This window comes from Methylobacter arcticus (assembly GCF_050917435.1).
Classification (GTDB): Bacteria; Pseudomonadota; Gammaproteobacteria; order Methylococcales; family Methylomonadaceae; genus Methylobacter_A; species Methylobacter_A titanis.
Window position 1 is genome coordinate 2478850 of sequence record NZ_CP159583.1, and the last position, 16066, is coordinate 2494915.

Sequence of the window (16066 nt, forward strand, 5' to 3'; positions counted from 1 at the left end):
TTCAAGGTAAAAGGGAAAGATCCAGGGAACGAGGCTTTTTGAACCTTGAACCTTTCACCTGATTTAATACGAATCCCAGCTGCTGGTTCTGCTGCGGCGCCAGCTGAGTTTAGGTAAGATAAAGCCCAAAATAACACCGATAAGAGCGAGCAGGCCGCCGTATAAAAACCAGTCTTGGCTGGCAGTATCTTGCAACGCATGATTTTCAAGCTTGAATTGCTGTAATTCCCGCTCAACATTCACTACGCGTTCCTGAAGTTCATCACGCTGGTTTTTCAGTTCCACAGCACTGGCAGCGGTTTTATTCAATTCACTGAGTTCCCTGACTAACTGATCCCGCTCTGTTTCCAAGGATTTCTCAAGAGACGTTCCCGGAGTAATGGACTCTTTTATTGTCGATAACTCAGCCTTAAGCGTGGCATTTTCGGACTGCATCGCCGCCAGATCTTTGCTGACAATATCGAGCTGAGAACGGCTGGGTGGCTCCTTCATGGTATTACGGATCGGCATGTAGCCTTCTGTGCCGTCATTCATACGAACATGATAAAAACCATTACTTTCGTCTATGATCGTCAGCGGGGTGCCGGTCGGGAGCAATTTTACAACTTTACTTTTATTATTTGCTTCACTCCTGAGTGTCAAATTCAACGTATCGGTAACATAAACAGTTTTAGCCTGTGCTGAACCAAAAGTTACCAGTAGGATAAAAAACGAGCTGAGTATTTTTTTCACTTAAATCTCTATTGTTGGTCGTATGACGCCTGCCATGGATGGTGGAAGCGTCGCAATTGGTCAGGAACCAATGCGACCGCCTGCCATGGATGGTAAAAACGTCGCAATCGGCAGGAAATCAATGCGACCGACTGCCAGGGACGGTGGAAGTATCGAAATCAGTAGAAAACCGATGCAACTATGATCAATTCTAACGTGCTTTTTTGCACAGGAGAAATTCCAATAGTGATTTTTGCGCATGCAGACGATTTTCAGCTTCATCGAAGATTACACTTTGAGGGCCGTCAATCACTTCAGCACTGACTTCCTCACCTCGATGAGCGGGCAAACAGTGCATAAACAAGGCATCGCTATGCGCCGCTTTCATCACGTCGGCATTGACCTGATAATCTTTAAAAGCCAATTCGCGTAGTTTTTGCTCTTCTTCCTGCCCCATGCTGGCCCAAACGTCGGTGACCACCAGATCTGAATTTTGGGCGGCAGCCAACGCCGTGTCAAAGAAACGGATGCGTTCGCCGGCCGCGTCAACTATCTCTGCTAACGGCTGATAACCTTTTGGGCAGGCGATGTTCAAGTTGAAGTCCAGCACCATTGCCGCATGAATATAGGAATGACACATATTATTGCCGTCGCCGATCCAGGTCACCGTTTTGCCTTTAATGTCGCCGCGATGTTCAAAATAGGTCTGCATGTCGGCCAGCAATTGGCAGGGATGCTGCAAATCGGTCAAGCCGTTGATCACCGGAACACTCGAATACTGAGCGAATGTGGTCACGGTTTCGTGCTTATCGGTTCTGAGCATGATGCCGTCAACCATGCTGGAGATAACTCTGGCGCTGTCTTGCAGGGGCTCGCCGCGGCCCAGCTGGGTATCTCTGGGCGATAAAAACAACGCGCTGCCGCCAAAATGACTCATGCCGGATTCGAATGAAATACGGGTGCGCGTCGATGATTTTTCAAAAATCATCGCCAATACCTGGCCTTTTAACGGTTGATAGTCAGGATCGCGGTTATTTTTTAGAACGATGCCTCTGTTGATCAAGCGGCGAAATTCGTCGCCGGATAAGTCAAGCAGGCTGATGAAATGTCTAGGATTCATAGGGTGTTTGTATGCTTATTAATAAGCGTCGATAAAGTTTCTACGAGTTGAGTCATTTGTTGGTCATTAATAATTAACGGCGGCAGCAAACGAATGGTTTTTTCAGCGGTGACGTTAATCAATAAATTATTTTGCAACGCAGTTTGCACTAACTCAGTGCAGGGGCTGTCGAGTTCGATGCCGATCATCATGCCTTGGTGCCGAATATCGACCACATGCGCATTACCGCGTAATTTTTCTTTAAACGCCGAGCTGATCGCATCGCCTTTTTGCGCTGCCTGCTCGATCAGGTTTTCGGCATCCAGCGTCGCCAATACGGCTAAAGCTGCGCTACAGGATAACGGATTGCCGCCAAAGGTAGAGCCGTGATTGCCGGCGGTTAATACCTGAGCTGCTTTGCCTCGGGCAAGACAGGCACCGATAGGCACGCCGTTGCCCAGCGCTTTAGCCAGGGTGCAGACATCGGGAAGTATCGCGTTGTGCTGATAGGCGAGAAATTTGCCGGTACGGCCCACGCCGGTCTGGATTTCATCCAGCATCATCAGCAGGTTATGCTTATCGCACAGACTGCGGATTTGGTTAAGATAATCGGCAGCGGGAATATTGACGCCGCCCTCGCCTTGTATCGGTTCAAGCAAAACCGCGACGACATTATTATGCTGCTCAACCGCTTGTTCGATGGCGCTAATGTCGTTGTAGGGTACGCGAACAAAGCCTTCAACCAGCGGGGCAAAACCTTGCTGTATTTTAGCGTTGCCGGTAGCGCTCAGCGTTGCCAGCGTGCGACCATGAAAACTTTTTTCCATGACGATAATCGCCGGATTATCTATGCCTTGCTGGTGACCGTATTTGCGTGCCAGCTTGATCGCAGCTTCATTGGCTTCCGCACCGGAATTGCAAAAAAACACGTTATCCATGCCGCTTTTTTCGGTCAACCGGTCGGCCAGTTGCTCTTGAACGGCGATACCGTACAGGTTCGACGTGTGCAGCAGCTTTTCGCTTTGTTTGCAGATGGCTTGATGCACCGCAGGATGAGCATGGCCCAAACTGCACACAGCGATGCCGGATAGCGCATCCAGGTAGCGATTATTGTTTTGATCAAACAACCAGGCGCCCTCGCCCCGTTCGAAAGTAATAGGTAAGCGCCCATACGTTGGCATAATGTGGCTAGTCATTGCGTTTATTTTTAATATTTATAAAGAATACAGGCCGCGAGACCGCCGCCCATCACAAAAATGCTCGATTATAGATTTCAATTTGGTCTCAGGCAAGCGTAAATGAAAAGCCAGAAACATTGTCGCTGGCAAACACCCACTCAATCACCCAGCCAATTTTGCGGCTTTAAATAGCCGTCATAAAGCATAGCTTCGGCACTGCCAGGCTCAGGTTGCCAGTTGTATTTCCACTGAGCTAAAGGCGGCATCGACATTAAAATCGATTCGGTACGTCCGCCGGATTGCAGGCCAAACAAGGTGCCGCGATCGTAAACCAGGTTAAATTCGACATAACGACCCCGCCGGTAAAGCTGGAAATCGCGCTCCCTGTCGCCATAAGGCGTGTCCTTGCGTTTTTGCAGGATAGGCAGATAAGCTTCAATATAATGATTGCCCACGCTTTGCATAAAAGCGAAAGACCGCTCAAAACCCCATTCATTCAAATCGTCAAAAAACAATCCGCCTACGCCACGGGTTTCATTCCGGTGTTTGAGGAAAAAATACTCGTCGCACCATTTCTTGTAAGTCGGGTAAATATCATCGCCGAAAGGCTGACAGGCGGCGCGGGCGGTTTGATGCCAGTGCAGCACGTCTTCTTTGAACGGGTAAAACGGCGTCAAATCAAAGCCGCCGCCGAACCACCAAATAGTCGGTTCGCCCGGTTTTTCCGCGATTAAAAACCGCACATTGGCATGCGAGGTCGGCACATAAGGGTTGTTGGGATGGATAACCAGCGACACGCCCATCGCCTGAAATTGCCGCTCGGCAAGTTCCGGGCGCTTGGCCGTTGCCGAAGGCGGCAGCTTAAAACCGGAAACATGCGAAAAATTAACGCCGCCCTGTTCGATAACCCGGCCATTAGCCAATACGCGGGTTCTGCCGCCGCCACCTTCAACCCTGTCCCAAAGATCTTCAATAAACCGAACTTCAGGCTCTACCGATTCGAGCGCCGCACAGATTTGGTCTTGCAGCTTAAGCAGGTAATTTTTTACTTGAGTGATATTGTCAGTATTCATGGTGGGGTCGATGTTGTGTTTTAAATGCCGGTCATTAAAAAATTCAGAGCTGCAATCATATCATCTCTATAATTCGGCAAGTCGGACAAAGCGTTATCAGGCTGTACATATTCTGCGTGCATTTGTAGAATTTCTGCCCTTAGAAAAAAGGCGGTAGCGTATACTTATCATGTAAACAGCTGTTAAAAAGCTAACAGCTATCCCCTAAAACAGAAAATCGTGAGGCCGACACATGTTAAAAATACCAACCATCAAATCGACAGGATGCATGCTGGCAACGCTCGCAGCGCTCTCCCTTGGCAACATACCAACTGTTTCAGCCCAACAGAAAACCGGCCCGGATAGAACCGTGCTATTAGAAAAAAAACTGGAACTGCCCAGTCCGAACATTGACGCCAAAATAATACGGGTCGCGTTTCCATTGGGCTTTAAAACACCTTGGCATACTCATCAAGGACCGGGGCCGCGTTATGTAGTCAAGGGCACGTTAAAAGTCGTCGAGCACGGCAAAACCGCTACCTACTCTGCCGGTGAAGTTTTTTGGGAAACAGGCGAACTGATGTCGGTAGAAAACGTCGGCGACGATACAGCGGAATTGATTATTTTTGAATTAGCGCCGGTCAAGTAAGTTATCCATTGACGACTATTCTGTCGCCATTATGCCCTGCTCTACACCATAAACGCTTGCATCAGATTGGGATAAGGCGAATATAAGCGGTTCTTTTTTATTCAACTCTCTCCCACCCGATTCAAATCAATGCGTATCTATCTGGCCTACATCAGTATTGTTCTACTTTGGGCAACGACACCGCTGGCTATCAAATGGAGCGGCGAAGGACCGGGGTTTCTGTTCGCGGTGACCAGTCGGATGGCGATTGGTACGGTCTGCATTTTATTGATGCTGGGTCTATCGAAACAACGCCTACCCTGGCATCGCAAGGCACTGAAGACCTACCTCGCTGTGGCCGTGCAAATCTACGCCTCAATGCTTGCAGTTTATTGGGCGGCGCAGTTTATCCCTTCCGGCTGGATTTCGGTGTTATTTGGTCTTTTGCCGCTGATGATGGCTTTATTGGCGGCAATCTGGCTAGGAGAGCGGAGCTTAACCATTGGCAACCTGCTGGCGTATATTCTCGGCATTAGCGGTTTATGGACATTGTTCGGTTCGGCATTGCAAATAGGTCATGCCGCAGTGCTGGGTATCATCGGCGTATTGGTGTCGACACTTTTGCAGGCCGTCAGTTCGGTCTGGGTCAAACGCATTGATGCAGAAATACCGGCTTTATCCCAGGTAACCGGCGGACTGTTGTTATCCCTGCCGCTTTACCTGATGACCTGGGCGGTATTTGACGGACATTGGCCGACTGAAATTTCGCCGATCAGTCTGGCGGCCATTGTCTATCTGGGCGCAATAGCCACGACATTCGGCTTTGTGCTTTATTACTATCTACTGCTCAAACAGAGCGCTTCCCAAGTTGCACTGGTTACCCTGGTTTCGCCGGTAATGGCCCTGTTATTAGGCCATGCCGTTAATCATGAACCGTTGACCATCAAAGTCGTAACAGGCACCTTACTGATACTCGGCGCATTGCTGGTGCATGTGCTGTTTGATCGCTTAACGGGTTCAAGACAAGCTCGGTAGAAGGGGTATAGGCGGCAGCCGAATCCATCCTAATGTATTAAGTCTGCTCATCCTACCGTGTTGAAAAATACGATTACTTACGCATTAACCAGTAAATTTCGGCGCCGAGTGCGGGGAAAAGTATCCCCCAAAATAAGTTTACGCGTACCCAGCCTTTAAAGTTTTCCAAAGAAAAATTTCGCTTACGCAGAAAGTAAGTTCCTGAAAGAAAGTCCAGACTTAGACCGCAACTTTTCGCCATATTTTTCACACGTTGCGGTGAAAACGTGCTGACATGCCCAAAATTGGCGGCGGTCAGACGAATTTTTTTTTGTCGATAGGCTTGTAATAGTTGCGGAACAGTCGGAAAGCCGCCGATTAAAACGCCACGCGGAACCAATGCGGATGAAAGTTTTGAGGCCAATTGTTCAGGCTTAAATAAGTGCTCTAGCAGATGCAGTACGATGATTACGTCGTATTTTTCTGCCAAATTGAAGTCAGGCAAGTCAACATTCGCTTGTATCTGTTTGGTATAGCCGGACTCCATCAGTTCTGGTTGTAATTTGTAATCTACTGCTTCCCAGCAAGCGATATCAGTAAATCCCGCATCCTGCATATAACGGCGCATTTGCCCTCTATCCACACCAATTTCACAGACGCGCAGAGGTCGCCCCAGTCGAACTTGTTCTTCTTTAATTAAGTGATACATGAACCAGTAACGTAACAATTTGATGGGATAGTGCGTGCTGCTTTCTGTGTCGCTTATTTTTTTTACCCGGTTTTGTTTATAAAGAGAAGATAAGCTCCAATTCCAAGCAGCTTGTAACGGGGTTGTCGGTAGTATCATTCCTTGAGTATCCTTTCTTAATTAAGTGAACGGTTCTAAAGATAAATGGAGACGTAGTTACTTGATGATCAGATAACTTCTCATTAGCCGCTTAAGCTACCCTTAAACAGCCTTTTTAACAAATTGAAAAAAAACGGGTTTTCGATTATTCATCTGTTCAAAAAAGATTACCTGCGATAATTTCAAGTCAAGCTTTCGGTGACCGCTGATGATCTTTTCTAATCGCCATTCTCCGATGCTTAATAAAACAACCACATCCCCTCGATAGCGCTTTTCACCGTTTGCGCTCTTATTTGCCGCCGGTTTCCTGAAAATTGCTTTTTGACCACCTTGGCTGCACCATTTTTATGCGCCCAGGCGATAAATACAGTGCCGACCGGTTTCTCCTGAGTTCCGCCATCGGGTCCGGCTATGCCAGTCACCGCAACCGCAATATCGGCATTGCTGTGGGTCAGGACACCCGCTGCCATTTCCGTTGCAGCTTCGGCACTCACCGCACCGTAGTCTTCCAATAGTTGCACACTGATACCCAGCATTTGCACTTTGGCGGCATTGCTATAGGTGACAAAGCCCCGGTCGAACCAGGCTGAGCTACCCGGCACGTCGGTAATCGTTTGGGCGATCCAGCCGCCGGTGCAGGATTCGGCTGTGGCTATTGTTTTGCCGCTGGCCTTTAATAAACGGCCCAGCTGTTCTGCCAGTTTAAATAATTCAGACTCCATGATGTGACCTCGTGCGACTTCGGATAAAATAGACCGATGAGTATAAAACAAAAAACCACCGACCAGCACACACCGATGATGCAGCAATTTTTGCGCATCAAGTCAGATCACCCCGATACTTTGTTGTTCTACCGCATGGGGGACTTTTACGAACTGTTTTTCGATGACGCCAAAAAGGCCTCGCAACTGCTGAATATTACCCTGACCAGCCGGGGGCAATCGGCCGGCTTGCCGATTCCTATGGCGGGCATTCCTTATCACGCGGCTGAAGGCTATCTTGCCAAGCTGTTACGGCATGGCGAATCGGTCGCGCTGTGCGAGCAAATCGGCGATCCGGCAACGTCCAAAGGACCTGTCGAACGCAAGGTGGTGCGCATCGTGACTCCCGGCACGGTCACCGACGAAGCCTTGCTCGAAGACCGCAAAGATAACCTACTGGTCGCGGTATGCTCGGCGACCAGCCGGTCGCCCCTACAGGGAACGCTGCACGGCATCGCCAGCCTGGATTTAACCAGCGGCCGTTTTGTATTGCAGCAGGTTGAATCCGTCGATCAGTTATTGAGCGAAATCGGCCGCCTTAACCCTGCCGAACTGCTGTTCAGCGAAGACTGGCCGTTGCCTGCAAGCTTAAAGCAGCACAGCGGTTTGTGCAGAAGACCGCCTTGGCATTTCGAAGCGGAAAGCGCCAAACATCTGGTGTTAAAGCAATTCAACACCCTTGATTTGAAAGGCTACGGCTGCGAAAACATGCCTGCCGCGATCGCTGCGGCAGGCGGTTTGCTGCAATATGTTAAAGACACCCAGCAAAGCGCACTGCCGCATATTCAGGGCATCCGTACCGAAAGCAGCGACGACAGCATTTTGTTGGATGCGGCCAGTCGCCGCAATCTTGAACTGGATTTTCACCCTTCCGGGCAGCTGCAATACACACTGTTCGGGGTTCTGGACAAAACCGCCACGGCGATGGGCAGCCGTTGTTTACGACGCTGGATCAACCGGCCCTTACGCGATCACGACATTCTGAACAACCGCTATGCCTGCATCGACACCCTGCTGAATGTCTTGTTGTATCGCGACATTCAAACCCAGCTGCGGCAAGTGGGCGATATTGAACGGATCAGCTCCCGTATCGCATTAAAATCGGCGCGGCCCAGAGATTTGCTGGTGTTGCGCAACACCCTGGCGGTGTTGCCCGCGTTGCAGCAGGCGCTTTCCGGCGGCGACAACCCGCAACTTGCAGCTTTATGCGGACAGATCGGCGAACAGCCGGAAATGTTAAAGCTGCTGCAATCGGCGATCATCGACAATCCGCCGGTACTGATCCGCGACGGCGGCGTCATTGCGCCCGGCTACCATCAAGAACTGGACGAGTTGCGCAACTTAAGCCAGAACGCCGATCAGTTTCTGCTTGATATGGAAAATCGGGAAAAAGCGGCGACCGGCATCAGCACGCTGAAAGTTAAATACAACCGGGTACACGGTTACTATATTGAGATTTCCAACCTGCATGCGGAAAAAGTCCCTGCGCACTACACCCGCAAGCAGACCTTAAAAGGCGCAGAACGCTACATTACCGAGGAGTTGAAATCATTTGAAGACAAGGTGCTCAGCGCCAAGGAAAAATCGCTGTCTTTTGAAAAAGCCTTGTACGAGGAATTGCTGAACATCATCGGCGTATCGTTAATCCCGCTGCAACAGTGCGCCGCCGCCTTGGCCGAACTGGATGTCTTGGTCAACTTTGCCGAACGCGCCGAAACCTTGAATTTATCGCAGCCGACGCTGGTCGATAATCCCGGCATAACGATAGAAGCCGGCCGGCATCTGGTCGTTGAGCAGGTTTCGGACATTCCGTTTGTGCCCAATGATTTATCGCTTTCCAGCAAGCGCCGGATGCTGGTCATTACCGGCCCGAATATGGGCGGCAAATCGACTTACATGCGCCAGGCCGCGCTGATCGTATTAATCGCCCATATCGGCTGCTATGTCCCGGCCAAAACCTTAAGCTGCGGGCCCATCGACAAGATTTTCACCCGTATCGGCGCGTCCGACGACTTGTCCAGCGGACGCTCTACGTTTATGGTGGAAATGTCGGAAACCGCCAACATCCTGCATAACGCGACCTCGAAAAGCCTGATCTTGATGGATGAGATCGGTCGCGGCACCAGCACCTTTGACGGCCTGTCTCTGGCTTGGGCTTGCGCCGATTATCTGGCTAAGGAAACCCAGGCGTTTACGCTGTTTGCGACGCATTATTTTGAGCTGACCACGCTGCCGGACGAACAAAAAACCATCCATAACGTGCATCTGGATGCGATGGAGCACGGCGACAAGATTATTTTTTTACATGCGGTTAAGGACGGCCCGGCCAGCCAAAGTTACGGCTTGCAGGTAGCCTCTCTGGCGGGTGTGCCGCGATCGGTAATCGATAAAGCCAAGGCCAAATTGCGGCACCTGGAAGACCATGCCTACAGTGAACAACAGGCGGAAATCGGCGTTAACCAGCTGGACTTGTTTTCCTCGAAAGAGTGTCATCCTGCTGTCGGCTTGCTGGAAGATATGAACCCTGATGAACTCAGTCCCAGGCAAGCTTTAGAGTTGCTTTATCGGCTTAAGGGGATGGTGTAGTTCGCTATTCCGGCTTTTAATCTTGATCTCAGGAAAGCCCGCTAAACCAGGCATTAGAACAATAAAGACTTTTACCTACCTGCCGTCTACCGCAACAGGTAAATCAGAACACTTTTTTGAGCAGACTTTCTATAGACTTCCCAATCAAACTCCAGTGGGGGATTAATCGCCTACTGGCGAACGCGTGCGCTTACCATGATAGAAAGCTAAATAATTTATACGGCACGCTCTTTAAAATATCGATTGCTATAAGTATTTGTACTCATATGTTTACGCATTTTTTTTTGTTTAAATGGCAATGACTTAGGTTTTCTATGTCTAACCTAAAAGACGCTAGACTCATCAAGCGACCTAGGTTACTAACTACTAACAATAAAAAATTCAGGGCTTTTAATTATGTCTACACAAACAAACACCGGTACAGTTAAATGGTTTAACGCTAGCAAGGGATTCGGTTTCATCGAGCAGGAAAAAGGTCCTGATGTTTTTGTTCATTACAGCAGTATCAGCAGCACAGGATTCAAATCATTGACTGATGGGCAAAGAGTACAATTCAATGTCTCCGAGGGAAAAAAAGGCCCACAAGCTGAGGACTTAATTGTCCTCTGATCTGCAACAGATAATCCACCCTTGCACCCAACTTCAATAAGGTGACCAAATCATGCAAATCCCATTACAAATCACTTTTCGTGGAATACCTCCCTCCGAGGCTGTAGAAGCTAAAATTCGTGAAAAAGTAAGTAAGCTGGATAAGTTTCACTCGCATATTATGGCTTGCAGGGTGGCGGTGGAAGCTGAACATCAGCGCCACCATCAGGGCAACCAATACCATATTCGTATTGATATCACCACGCCACGGAAAGAATTAGTCATCAGCCGGGAACATCATGACAAACAGGCTTATGAAGATGTTTATGTGGCCATACGCGATGCCTTTAATGCGGCAATAAGACAGCTGGAAGATTACGCACGGATTCAGCGAGGCCAAGTTAAAACGCATGACTTGGAAAGCACCGGAACCATAACCCGTTTGCTGCCGGAAAAAGATCATGGCTTTATTGCAGCCAGGGATGGTCGTGAAATATATTTCCACCGAAACAGCGTGGCGGGAAGCGGATTTGATTCGTTAAAGGTTGATGATGAAATCCGCTATATCGAAGAAAGTGACGATCTCGGTCCGCAAGCCAGTATTGTTTATCCATGAGTGTACGGGGCTTAGACTTGCTTACGAAAAAACCGACAATTTTGCGTTAACACGCAATAATTTCCCGCAATACCGAGGTGGCGTAGCTCCCCGCAGCTAAGGTGAACTCAAGTTCCAGCGTGGTATCATCCATAAACTGCCAGCATAAATCCTGCACATTAACCCTTAATGCACGTCTGTCGCGATCAACGGCACTGGCTATCAAACCCTGAGCCAGTGCCTGATGCGCCTGAATGACGGCTTGCTCAATAGCCAGCGCATCGGCTGACACATCGGCATTCCCCCTCCCCCATAATACGCCGGTAGGATGAATCTCTTTATCCGCCAGTCGCCGGATGATTTCAGCATCCGGCTGATCCGATTGAAAACAGCTGTGCGACAGGTCGAATTGATAGCTGTCGCCAACCACGGGCTGATTCCAGTTATTTTGTGCCACCCGATCAGCCAAAATCAGGTTGAACAGATACGACCTGACCGCCGACAAATACATGCTGCGCTGCTCCCGGCCCACTTTAGCCCCCTCAAACATGGCCAAAGCCTTATTGACATTTTGACCCTCGTTGCCAAAGCGTTGCGAGCCGAAATAATTGGCGATGCCGCTGGCTTTAATCAGCTCCAGTTGCCGAATGGTTTTTTCTCGATCGCCCTGCCAGTCGCGAATAACCAGCTTAAAATTGTTGCCCGACAACACGCCACGCTTGAGTTTTCTGGCATGACGGACAGCGAGCAGCACCTTCATACTGTCCGAGTCAAACTGCGTCCAATCCGGGTCGGCCTTGCCCGGCAACCAGACACTGAACCATTGAGTAGTAAGCGCATACCGGTCTTTTAGACCGGCGTAACTGACATCGCGTTGCCTGACATTGGCAAATCTGGATAGTTGTCTGGCAACATATTCGGTGTTTTCGCCTTTCTTTTGTATTTGCAAAAAAGCGTGTTCGCCAGCGCCAGACGGTTCAAAGGACAGGTTTTCTTTAACGATAAAGTCTTCGGGAATACTACGGATTTTGCCGGTGCCGGAAGGCCCGCCGTAAACGTAAGGCCAAATGGGGATTTCAATGTTTTGCATAAGCTTAGATGAATAATTTTGTCCACGAAAAGCACGAAACTTTTCACATAGTTACCAAACTTTAGGCCATCGGCAGTCATGTAACATCAATGCAATGCAATGATTTATTTCGTGTCTTTCCTGGACAACTGCGATTTTTAGGATTTTTAGGGATAGCTCGGCTATTTTTCGATCAGAACTATCGCCTGCACGGCAATGCCTTCTTTGCGCCCTTCAAAGCCCAACTTTTCGGTGGTAGTCGCCTTGACGTTGATGCAATCGATATCCACCTGCAAGTCATCGGCGATATTGCGGCACATGGCGGCGGTGTGCGGCGACATAAGCGGCGCCTGGGCTATGATGGTAATATCGGCATTGACCAGCTTATAGCCTTTTTCCTGCACGATAGCGTAAACATGGCGCAATAACACCCGGCTGTCTGCACCTTTAAACTCCGGGTCGGTATCGGGAAAATGCTTGCCTATGTCGCCCAAGGCCGCCGCGCCCAATATCGCATCGCAGAGCGCATGCAACACCACATCGCCATCGGAATGCGCTTCCAGACCTTGTTCGTAATCTATTTTTACGCCGCCTAAAATAACATCGCCGCCTTCTTTGAAACGGTGTACATCGTAACCTTGACCTACTCTAATCATTATTGCTCCATATCAAACTGTATTAGCGCCGTAATTGGTTCGCGGGCAATGGCCCGCTCCTACAATCATTGTTGCTCCATATAAAATTGCGCCAGCGCCAGGTCTTCCGGGCGGGTGATCTTGATATTGTCGGGGCGGCCCTCGACGATTTTCGGCTGCAAACCCTGTAATTCCAAAGCGCTGGCATCGTCAGTGATAGCCGGATTGCCTTGCGCCTGCTCCAACGCGGTTTTTAACCTGCCGTAACGGAACATCTGCGGCGTTAATGCCCGCCAGATATGGTTTCTATCCAGCGTTCCGGTAATGCCATTGCCTTGTACCTGTTTTAAGGTATCCGGCGAAGCTAAGGCCAAAATCCCGCCGACATCATCGTTAATTAAAGAATCAATCAGATGATGAATATCGGACGCAGTTATACAGGGTCTGGCCGCATCATGCACCAATACCCAGTCGTCATCGGCCGCTTGCTCTCTGATAATTTTTAGCCCGGAAAGCACGGAATCTGCCCGTTCCTTGCCGCCTGAAGCGGTAATGATGTTTTTATGCCGCGATATTTCAAGCTCGGGCCAGTAGGGATCTTCTTTGGAAACTGCAACGGCAATAGCGGCAAAAACATCGGCCTGCAGCAAGCGCAACAGGGTATGTTCGATGACCGTTTTTCTGGCAAATTCCAGATATTGTTTAGGCCGGTCGGCCTGCATACGTTTGCCGACACCGGCAGCGGGCACGATAGCCCAGAATTTTATTGAATGAGTCATTGGTAAAAAAAGCGGAGGACAAAAGGTGTGTAGCCTACAAAATTAAATCGGTCATTCGATTTTAGGCAATCTCTGGATATATTGGCCAAAACGGCCATCTGTTGATATAAATCGAGTGCCATTAACTTTTTTTTAACCCACCCAAACTATCCACGGGAAGGTGTTGAAAATGTTTATCCAGTGTTAAAACCGGCATGGCATAGCGCTTGGCAATCACCGCGATTAATACATCGGTTAGCGGTAAGGTTAAACCTTTGGCTCGCAATTGTTGGGCAAGCTGTCCAGCATTGAACCAATCACTATCTTCGGTTGGCAAATAATTAATCGAGCGGAACAATACGCGTAGCCGCTGGCTCTCATTTTCCTGTTTTACACCTTGCAGCAACTCTGCGATGATCACACCGGTAATCGCGGCCTGATTAGTTTCGATCAACTCGGCAACCTGATTGCCCAAATCACCGGTTTTCGATTTAAAAAAATCAATCCAGGCGCAACTATCGATCATCACTCGCGTCATGATGGCCGTTCCAGCTCACGCAATTGCTGCCAATTGCCGTCTATTTCCACCGCTCCCCGGCAACCGAGCAATTCCTGGCGTTGCTTGTAACGGATGTATTCTTCAATAGCTCTAGCAATACTTTCCTTGGCTGTTTTGGCTTTGGTGTATGCCAATAGTTGCTCTAATACGGTGTTGTCTAGGGAAATGGTTGCTTTCATTTAAGGTTACCTCAATTTTATAAATTGGCCAGCTAGTCTGAATACGTTTGCAGATGCCGACAGCGGGGACAATAGGATAGCCCTGTCGTGTAGGTTGGGTTGCGCTTTTTGCAACCCAACAGTTATTGCATCAATGTGTGAGTTAACGATAAAGCTGTTAACCCAACCTACGCTGCTACAATCCACACATATTATTTCCATTTTTTCTAAGGCAGTTTTTTGTAACAAGCTTAATTGTTGGTATAGGATCCAACTTTAAATTTTTCTTGTCGACGTTAAACGTCATCTTAAATACGTCGTCTTCTATTATGTCCACAGAAAACCAGTAACCAAAATTGCCAAATAATGATATGGATTGCATCTTTCCTAAAAATGATATTTCTGCTAGCAATCCATTTTTAGTTAATTCGTCCCAAGCTTCTTTGTCTCCACCAGCAGCAATTGACGTGTGAAGATAGGTAGTGTATCTGGTAACGTTTGTAAAATATTTCGTCATTGCACTCGCCATTTGCAATGATAGATTCGGGTCGGTTAATTTTACAAAAACTTCCATACTGACCGTTACTGTATTTCCATTACTATCACTCACAATTGGTTGACCAGTTGTTATTTTCAACGATTTTTGATATTGATTAAGAATATCCGATATTTCTTTATGAATTTCATTTTTCGACGATTCGATGTTATTAGCTTGTTCTTCTAGGGTTGTTGCTGTGCTGGTTAATGGATGACCGATAAGACAGAAAAAAAGTAATGAGTACAATAAATATTTATTCACATATTCTCCTTAAATGAAAAGTTAGGGTCGAAAGCTGCTCACCGATTACAATCCTAAAATTTAAGTTTACTCCACCGCCCCCCAGTTTTTTTTGTTGGCAATTTTACAAGAACTTGCTTATAAATACGCCTATTAACGACACAATAACTGCAAATACAGCCATCCAATAGGCTCTCTTCGCATACTCAATAGCATGACAAAACTCAAGGTACTGAAGATACGAAAAGTATGCTTCTGGTCGAATAATCCATTGATATTTTTGGTCAGTTTCAAAAAATTGATTTTCCTGAAAACCATTTAGACTGAAGATGCTGGCTCTAACAAAATTGAATTCCCTCTTTGATAAACCAGTTGCAGCACATGCTTCATCCGCTGAAAATTCTTCATCATCAAGTTTTAACGAATTATTCAATGAGCGAAGTATATTTGTGCTTCGAAGGCTCATTGTGCCTAGAGTGTCCTAATAGCTTCATATGAACCTAAAACAAAAGTCAATGGGGTGTGTAGCATAAAATCTGCATAACACACGATTTTACATGTTATCCAGAAGCTGAATAATTTTTGTTGTTTTGCGACTAGACAATATAAGCCAAAATGTCTTGAAACGTGACGGGGTTTATAACCCCGTCACTCACGTTTTGTAAATTGCTGAGGTTTTCAAACGTTTTGCCTTTTGCCTAATTATTCAAGCACATGAAAAAACGTTTCATCTTCCTTAATCATCCCTAATTCATCCCTAGCCCGCTCTTCGATCGCTTCCTGCCCTTTCCGCAAATCCAGCACTTCGGCGTAAAGCGCTTCGTTGCGCTCTCTTTTTTCTTCGGCCTGTTTTTTTAGGTCATCGAGACGCAGTTGATAAGCATCGATCTGCGCAAGACTGCCGTCGCCAATCCATATCCGGTATTGGAAATGGATGATTAGCAGGATGATGATGGCAATGAGGGTTTTCATAGACGAAATAAAAAAGGCGAAGGACAAAAAGCAAAAGGCAAAAGGTTCATATTTTTCGCCCTTCACCCTTCGCCATTC

Annotated in this window: 19 protein-coding genes; 5 read left to right on the forward strand and 14 right to left on the reverse strand. The window is 47.9% G+C overall.

All coding sequences use genetic code 11. The features are described 5' to 3' along the window. Positions 1–63: 63 nt before the first annotated feature. The 4 genes from ABXJ76_RS11765 to hemF form a co-directional block, all read right to left on the reverse strand. Complete coding sequence (locus tag ABXJ76_RS11765; protein WP_432740679.1) at positions 64–732, reverse strand: TIGR04211 family SH3 domain-containing protein; 669 nt, start codon at positions 730–732, stop codon at positions 64–66. A gap of 190 nt (positions 733–922) precedes the next feature. After that, on the reverse strand, positions 923–1831 hold the full coding sequence (argF, locus tag ABXJ76_RS11770; RefSeq protein WP_432740680.1) for an ornithine carbamoyltransferase: 909 nt from the start codon (positions 1829–1831) through the stop codon (positions 923–925). Then, positions 1828–3006: an acetylornithine transaminase gene (locus ABXJ76_RS11775; RefSeq protein ID WP_432740681.1), complete on the reverse strand. Its 1179-nt coding sequence runs from the start codon at positions 3004–3006 to the stop codon at positions 1828–1830. The genes argF and ABXJ76_RS11775 overlap by 4 nt, the downstream gene beginning before the upstream one ends. A 140-nt stretch (positions 3007–3146) precedes the next feature. Continuing rightward, entirely contained in the window at positions 3147–4061 is a 915-nt protein-coding gene (gene hemF / locus ABXJ76_RS11780) for an oxygen-dependent coproporphyrinogen oxidase (protein WP_432740683.1), read from the reverse strand. Between the two features lie 232 nt (positions 4062–4293). Here hemF and ABXJ76_RS11785 point away from each other — a divergent pair, with 232 nt between their 5' ends. Both ABXJ76_RS11785 and ABXJ76_RS11790 read left to right on the forward strand, forming a co-directional pair. Continuing rightward, a complete protein-coding gene (locus tag ABXJ76_RS11785; protein WP_432740685.1) occupies positions 4294–4689 on the forward strand; it encodes a cupin domain-containing protein in 396 nt (131 codons plus the stop codon). Between the two features lie 129 nt (positions 4690–4818). After that, the gene (locus ABXJ76_RS11790) at positions 4819–5703 is read left to right on the forward strand and encodes a DMT family transporter (protein WP_432740687.1); all 885 of its coding nucleotides are present in this window, start codon (positions 4819–4821) and stop codon (positions 5701–5703) included. 73 nt (positions 5704–5776) lie between these two features. Here the strand turns inward: ABXJ76_RS11790 and ABXJ76_RS11795 are convergent, their stop codons facing one another. After that, positions 5777–6529 carry a class I SAM-dependent methyltransferase gene (locus tag ABXJ76_RS11795; protein WP_432740689.1) on the reverse strand — a complete coding sequence of 251 codons (753 nt, stop codon included), beginning with the start codon at positions 6527–6529 and terminating at the stop codon, positions 5777–5779. Positions 6530–6768: 239 nt separating this feature from the next. After that, positions 6769–7251, reverse strand: coding sequence for a CinA family protein (locus ABXJ76_RS11800; protein WP_432740690.1), 483 nt, complete (start codon positions 7249–7251; stop codon positions 6769–6771). A 36-nt stretch (positions 7252–7287) separates the two neighbouring features. On the opposite strand from ABXJ76_RS11800, the gene mutS reads away from it, so the two are divergent. From mutS to ABXJ76_RS11815, 3 genes are all read left to right on the forward strand, one after another. Beyond that, positions 7288–9876, forward strand: coding sequence for a DNA mismatch repair protein MutS (gene mutS, locus ABXJ76_RS11805; protein WP_432740691.1), 2589 nt, complete (start codon positions 7288–7290; stop codon positions 9874–9876). Between the two features lie 396 nt (positions 9877–10272). Beyond that, on the forward strand, positions 10273–10485 hold the full coding sequence (locus ABXJ76_RS11810) for a cold-shock protein (RefSeq protein WP_432740693.1): 213 nt from the start codon (positions 10273–10275) through the stop codon (positions 10483–10485). 52 nt (positions 10486–10537) lie between these two features. Continuing rightward, complete coding sequence (locus ABXJ76_RS11815; protein WP_432740695.1) at positions 10538–11080, forward strand: HPF/RaiA family ribosome-associated protein; 543 nt, start codon at positions 10538–10540, stop codon at positions 11078–11080. 46 nt (positions 11081–11126) lie between these two features. Here the strand turns inward: ABXJ76_RS11815 and truD are convergent, their stop codons facing one another. From truD to ABXJ76_RS11855, 8 genes are all read right to left on the reverse strand, one after another. Beyond that, positions 11127–12149 (reverse strand): tRNA pseudouridine(13) synthase TruD, encoded by a 1023-nt coding sequence (gene truD / locus ABXJ76_RS11820; RefSeq protein WP_432740697.1) that lies wholly within the window; start codon positions 12147–12149, stop codon positions 11127–11129. A gap of 161 nt (positions 12150–12310) precedes the next feature. Continuing rightward, on the reverse strand, positions 12311–12784 hold the full coding sequence (gene ispF / locus ABXJ76_RS11825) for a 2-C-methyl-D-erythritol 2,4-cyclodiphosphate synthase (RefSeq protein ID WP_432740699.1): 474 nt from the start codon (positions 12782–12784) through the stop codon (positions 12311–12313). Between the two features lie 65 nt (positions 12785–12849). After that, positions 12850–13542, reverse strand: a complete 693-nt coding sequence (gene ispD / locus ABXJ76_RS11830; protein WP_432740701.1) for a 2-C-methyl-D-erythritol 4-phosphate cytidylyltransferase — start codon at positions 13540–13542, stop codon at positions 12850–12852. A 121-nt stretch (positions 13543–13663) separates the two neighbouring features. Beyond that, the gene (gene vapC / locus ABXJ76_RS11835; protein WP_432740703.1) at positions 13664–14059 is read right to left on the reverse strand and encodes a type II toxin-antitoxin system VapC family toxin; all 396 of its coding nucleotides are present in this window, start codon (positions 14057–14059) and stop codon (positions 13664–13666) included. Further along, entirely contained in the window at positions 14056–14259 is a 204-nt protein-coding gene (locus ABXJ76_RS11840) for a type II toxin-antitoxin system VapB family antitoxin (RefSeq protein ID WP_432740705.1), read from the reverse strand. The genes vapC and ABXJ76_RS11840 overlap by 4 nt, the downstream gene beginning before the upstream one ends. Before the next feature lie 175 nt (positions 14260–14434). After that, positions 14435–15037 carry a hypothetical protein gene (locus tag ABXJ76_RS11845; RefSeq protein ID WP_432740707.1) on the reverse strand — a complete coding sequence of 201 codons (603 nt, stop codon included), beginning with the start codon at positions 15035–15037 and terminating at the stop codon, positions 14435–14437. Positions 15038–15140: 103 nt separating this feature from the next. Beyond that, entirely contained in the window at positions 15141–15449 is a 309-nt protein-coding gene (locus tag ABXJ76_RS11850) for a hypothetical protein (protein ID WP_432740709.1), read from the reverse strand. Between the two features lie 269 nt (positions 15450–15718). Beyond that, complete coding sequence (locus ABXJ76_RS11855) at positions 15719–15988, reverse strand: septum formation initiator family protein (RefSeq protein ID WP_432740711.1); 270 nt, start codon at positions 15986–15988, stop codon at positions 15719–15721. Between the last annotated feature and the right edge of the window lie 78 nt (positions 15989–16066).

What these genes read in the sequence shown, in the direction of transcription:
- mutS (WP_432740691.1), top strand. Translation starts at nt 7,288, where the DNA reads ATGAGTATAAAACAAAAAACCACCGACCAGCACACACCGATGATGCAG.
- truD (WP_432740697.1), bottom strand. Translation starts at nt 12,149, where the DNA reads ATGCAAAACATTGAAATCCCCATTTGGCCTTACGTTTACGGCGGGCCT.
- argF (WP_432740680.1), bottom strand. Translation starts at nt 1,831, where the DNA reads ATGAATCCTAGACATTTCATCAGCCTGCTTGACTTATCCGGCGACGAA.
- ABXJ76_RS11790 (WP_432740687.1), top strand. Translation starts at nt 4,819, where the DNA reads ATGCGTATCTATCTGGCCTACATCAGTATTGTTCTACTTTGGGCAACG.
- vapC (WP_432740703.1), bottom strand. Translation starts at nt 14,059, where the DNA reads ATGACGCGAGTGATGATCGATAGTTGCGCCTGGATTGATTTTTTTAAA.
- ABXJ76_RS11840 (WP_432740705.1), bottom strand. Translation starts at nt 14,259, where the DNA reads ATGAAAGCAACCATTTCCCTAGACAACACCGTATTAGAGCAACTATTG.
- ABXJ76_RS11795 (WP_432740689.1), bottom strand. Translation starts at nt 6,529, where the DNA reads ATGATACTACCGACAACCCCGTTACAAGCTGCTTGGAATTGGAGCTTA.
- ABXJ76_RS11785 (WP_432740685.1), top strand. Translation starts at nt 4,294, where the DNA reads ATGTTAAAAATACCAACCATCAAATCGACAGGATGCATGCTGGCAACG.
- ABXJ76_RS11855 (WP_432740711.1), bottom strand. Translation starts at nt 15,988, where the DNA reads ATGAAAACCCTCATTGCCATCATCATCCTGCTAATCATCCATTTCCAA.
- hemF (WP_432740683.1), bottom strand. Translation starts at nt 4,061, where the DNA reads ATGAATACTGACAATATCACTCAAGTAAAAAATTACCTGCTTAAGCTG.
- ABXJ76_RS11810 (WP_432740693.1), top strand. Translation starts at nt 10,273, where the DNA reads ATGTCTACACAAACAAACACCGGTACAGTTAAATGGTTTAACGCTAGC.
- ispD (WP_432740701.1), bottom strand. Translation starts at nt 13,542, where the DNA reads ATGACTCATTCAATAAAATTCTGGGCTATCGTGCCCGCTGCCGGTGTC.
- ABXJ76_RS11775 (WP_432740681.1), bottom strand. Translation starts at nt 3,006, where the DNA reads ATGACTAGCCACATTATGCCAACGTATGGGCGCTTACCTATTACTTTC.
- ABXJ76_RS11800 (WP_432740690.1), bottom strand. Translation starts at nt 7,251, where the DNA reads ATGGAGTCTGAATTATTTAAACTGGCAGAACAGCTGGGCCGTTTATTA.
- ABXJ76_RS11815 (WP_432740695.1), top strand. Translation starts at nt 10,538, where the DNA reads ATGCAAATCCCATTACAAATCACTTTTCGTGGAATACCTCCCTCCGAG.
- ispF (WP_432740699.1), bottom strand. Translation starts at nt 12,784, where the DNA reads ATGATTAGAGTAGGTCAAGGTTACGATGTACACCGTTTCAAAGAAGGC.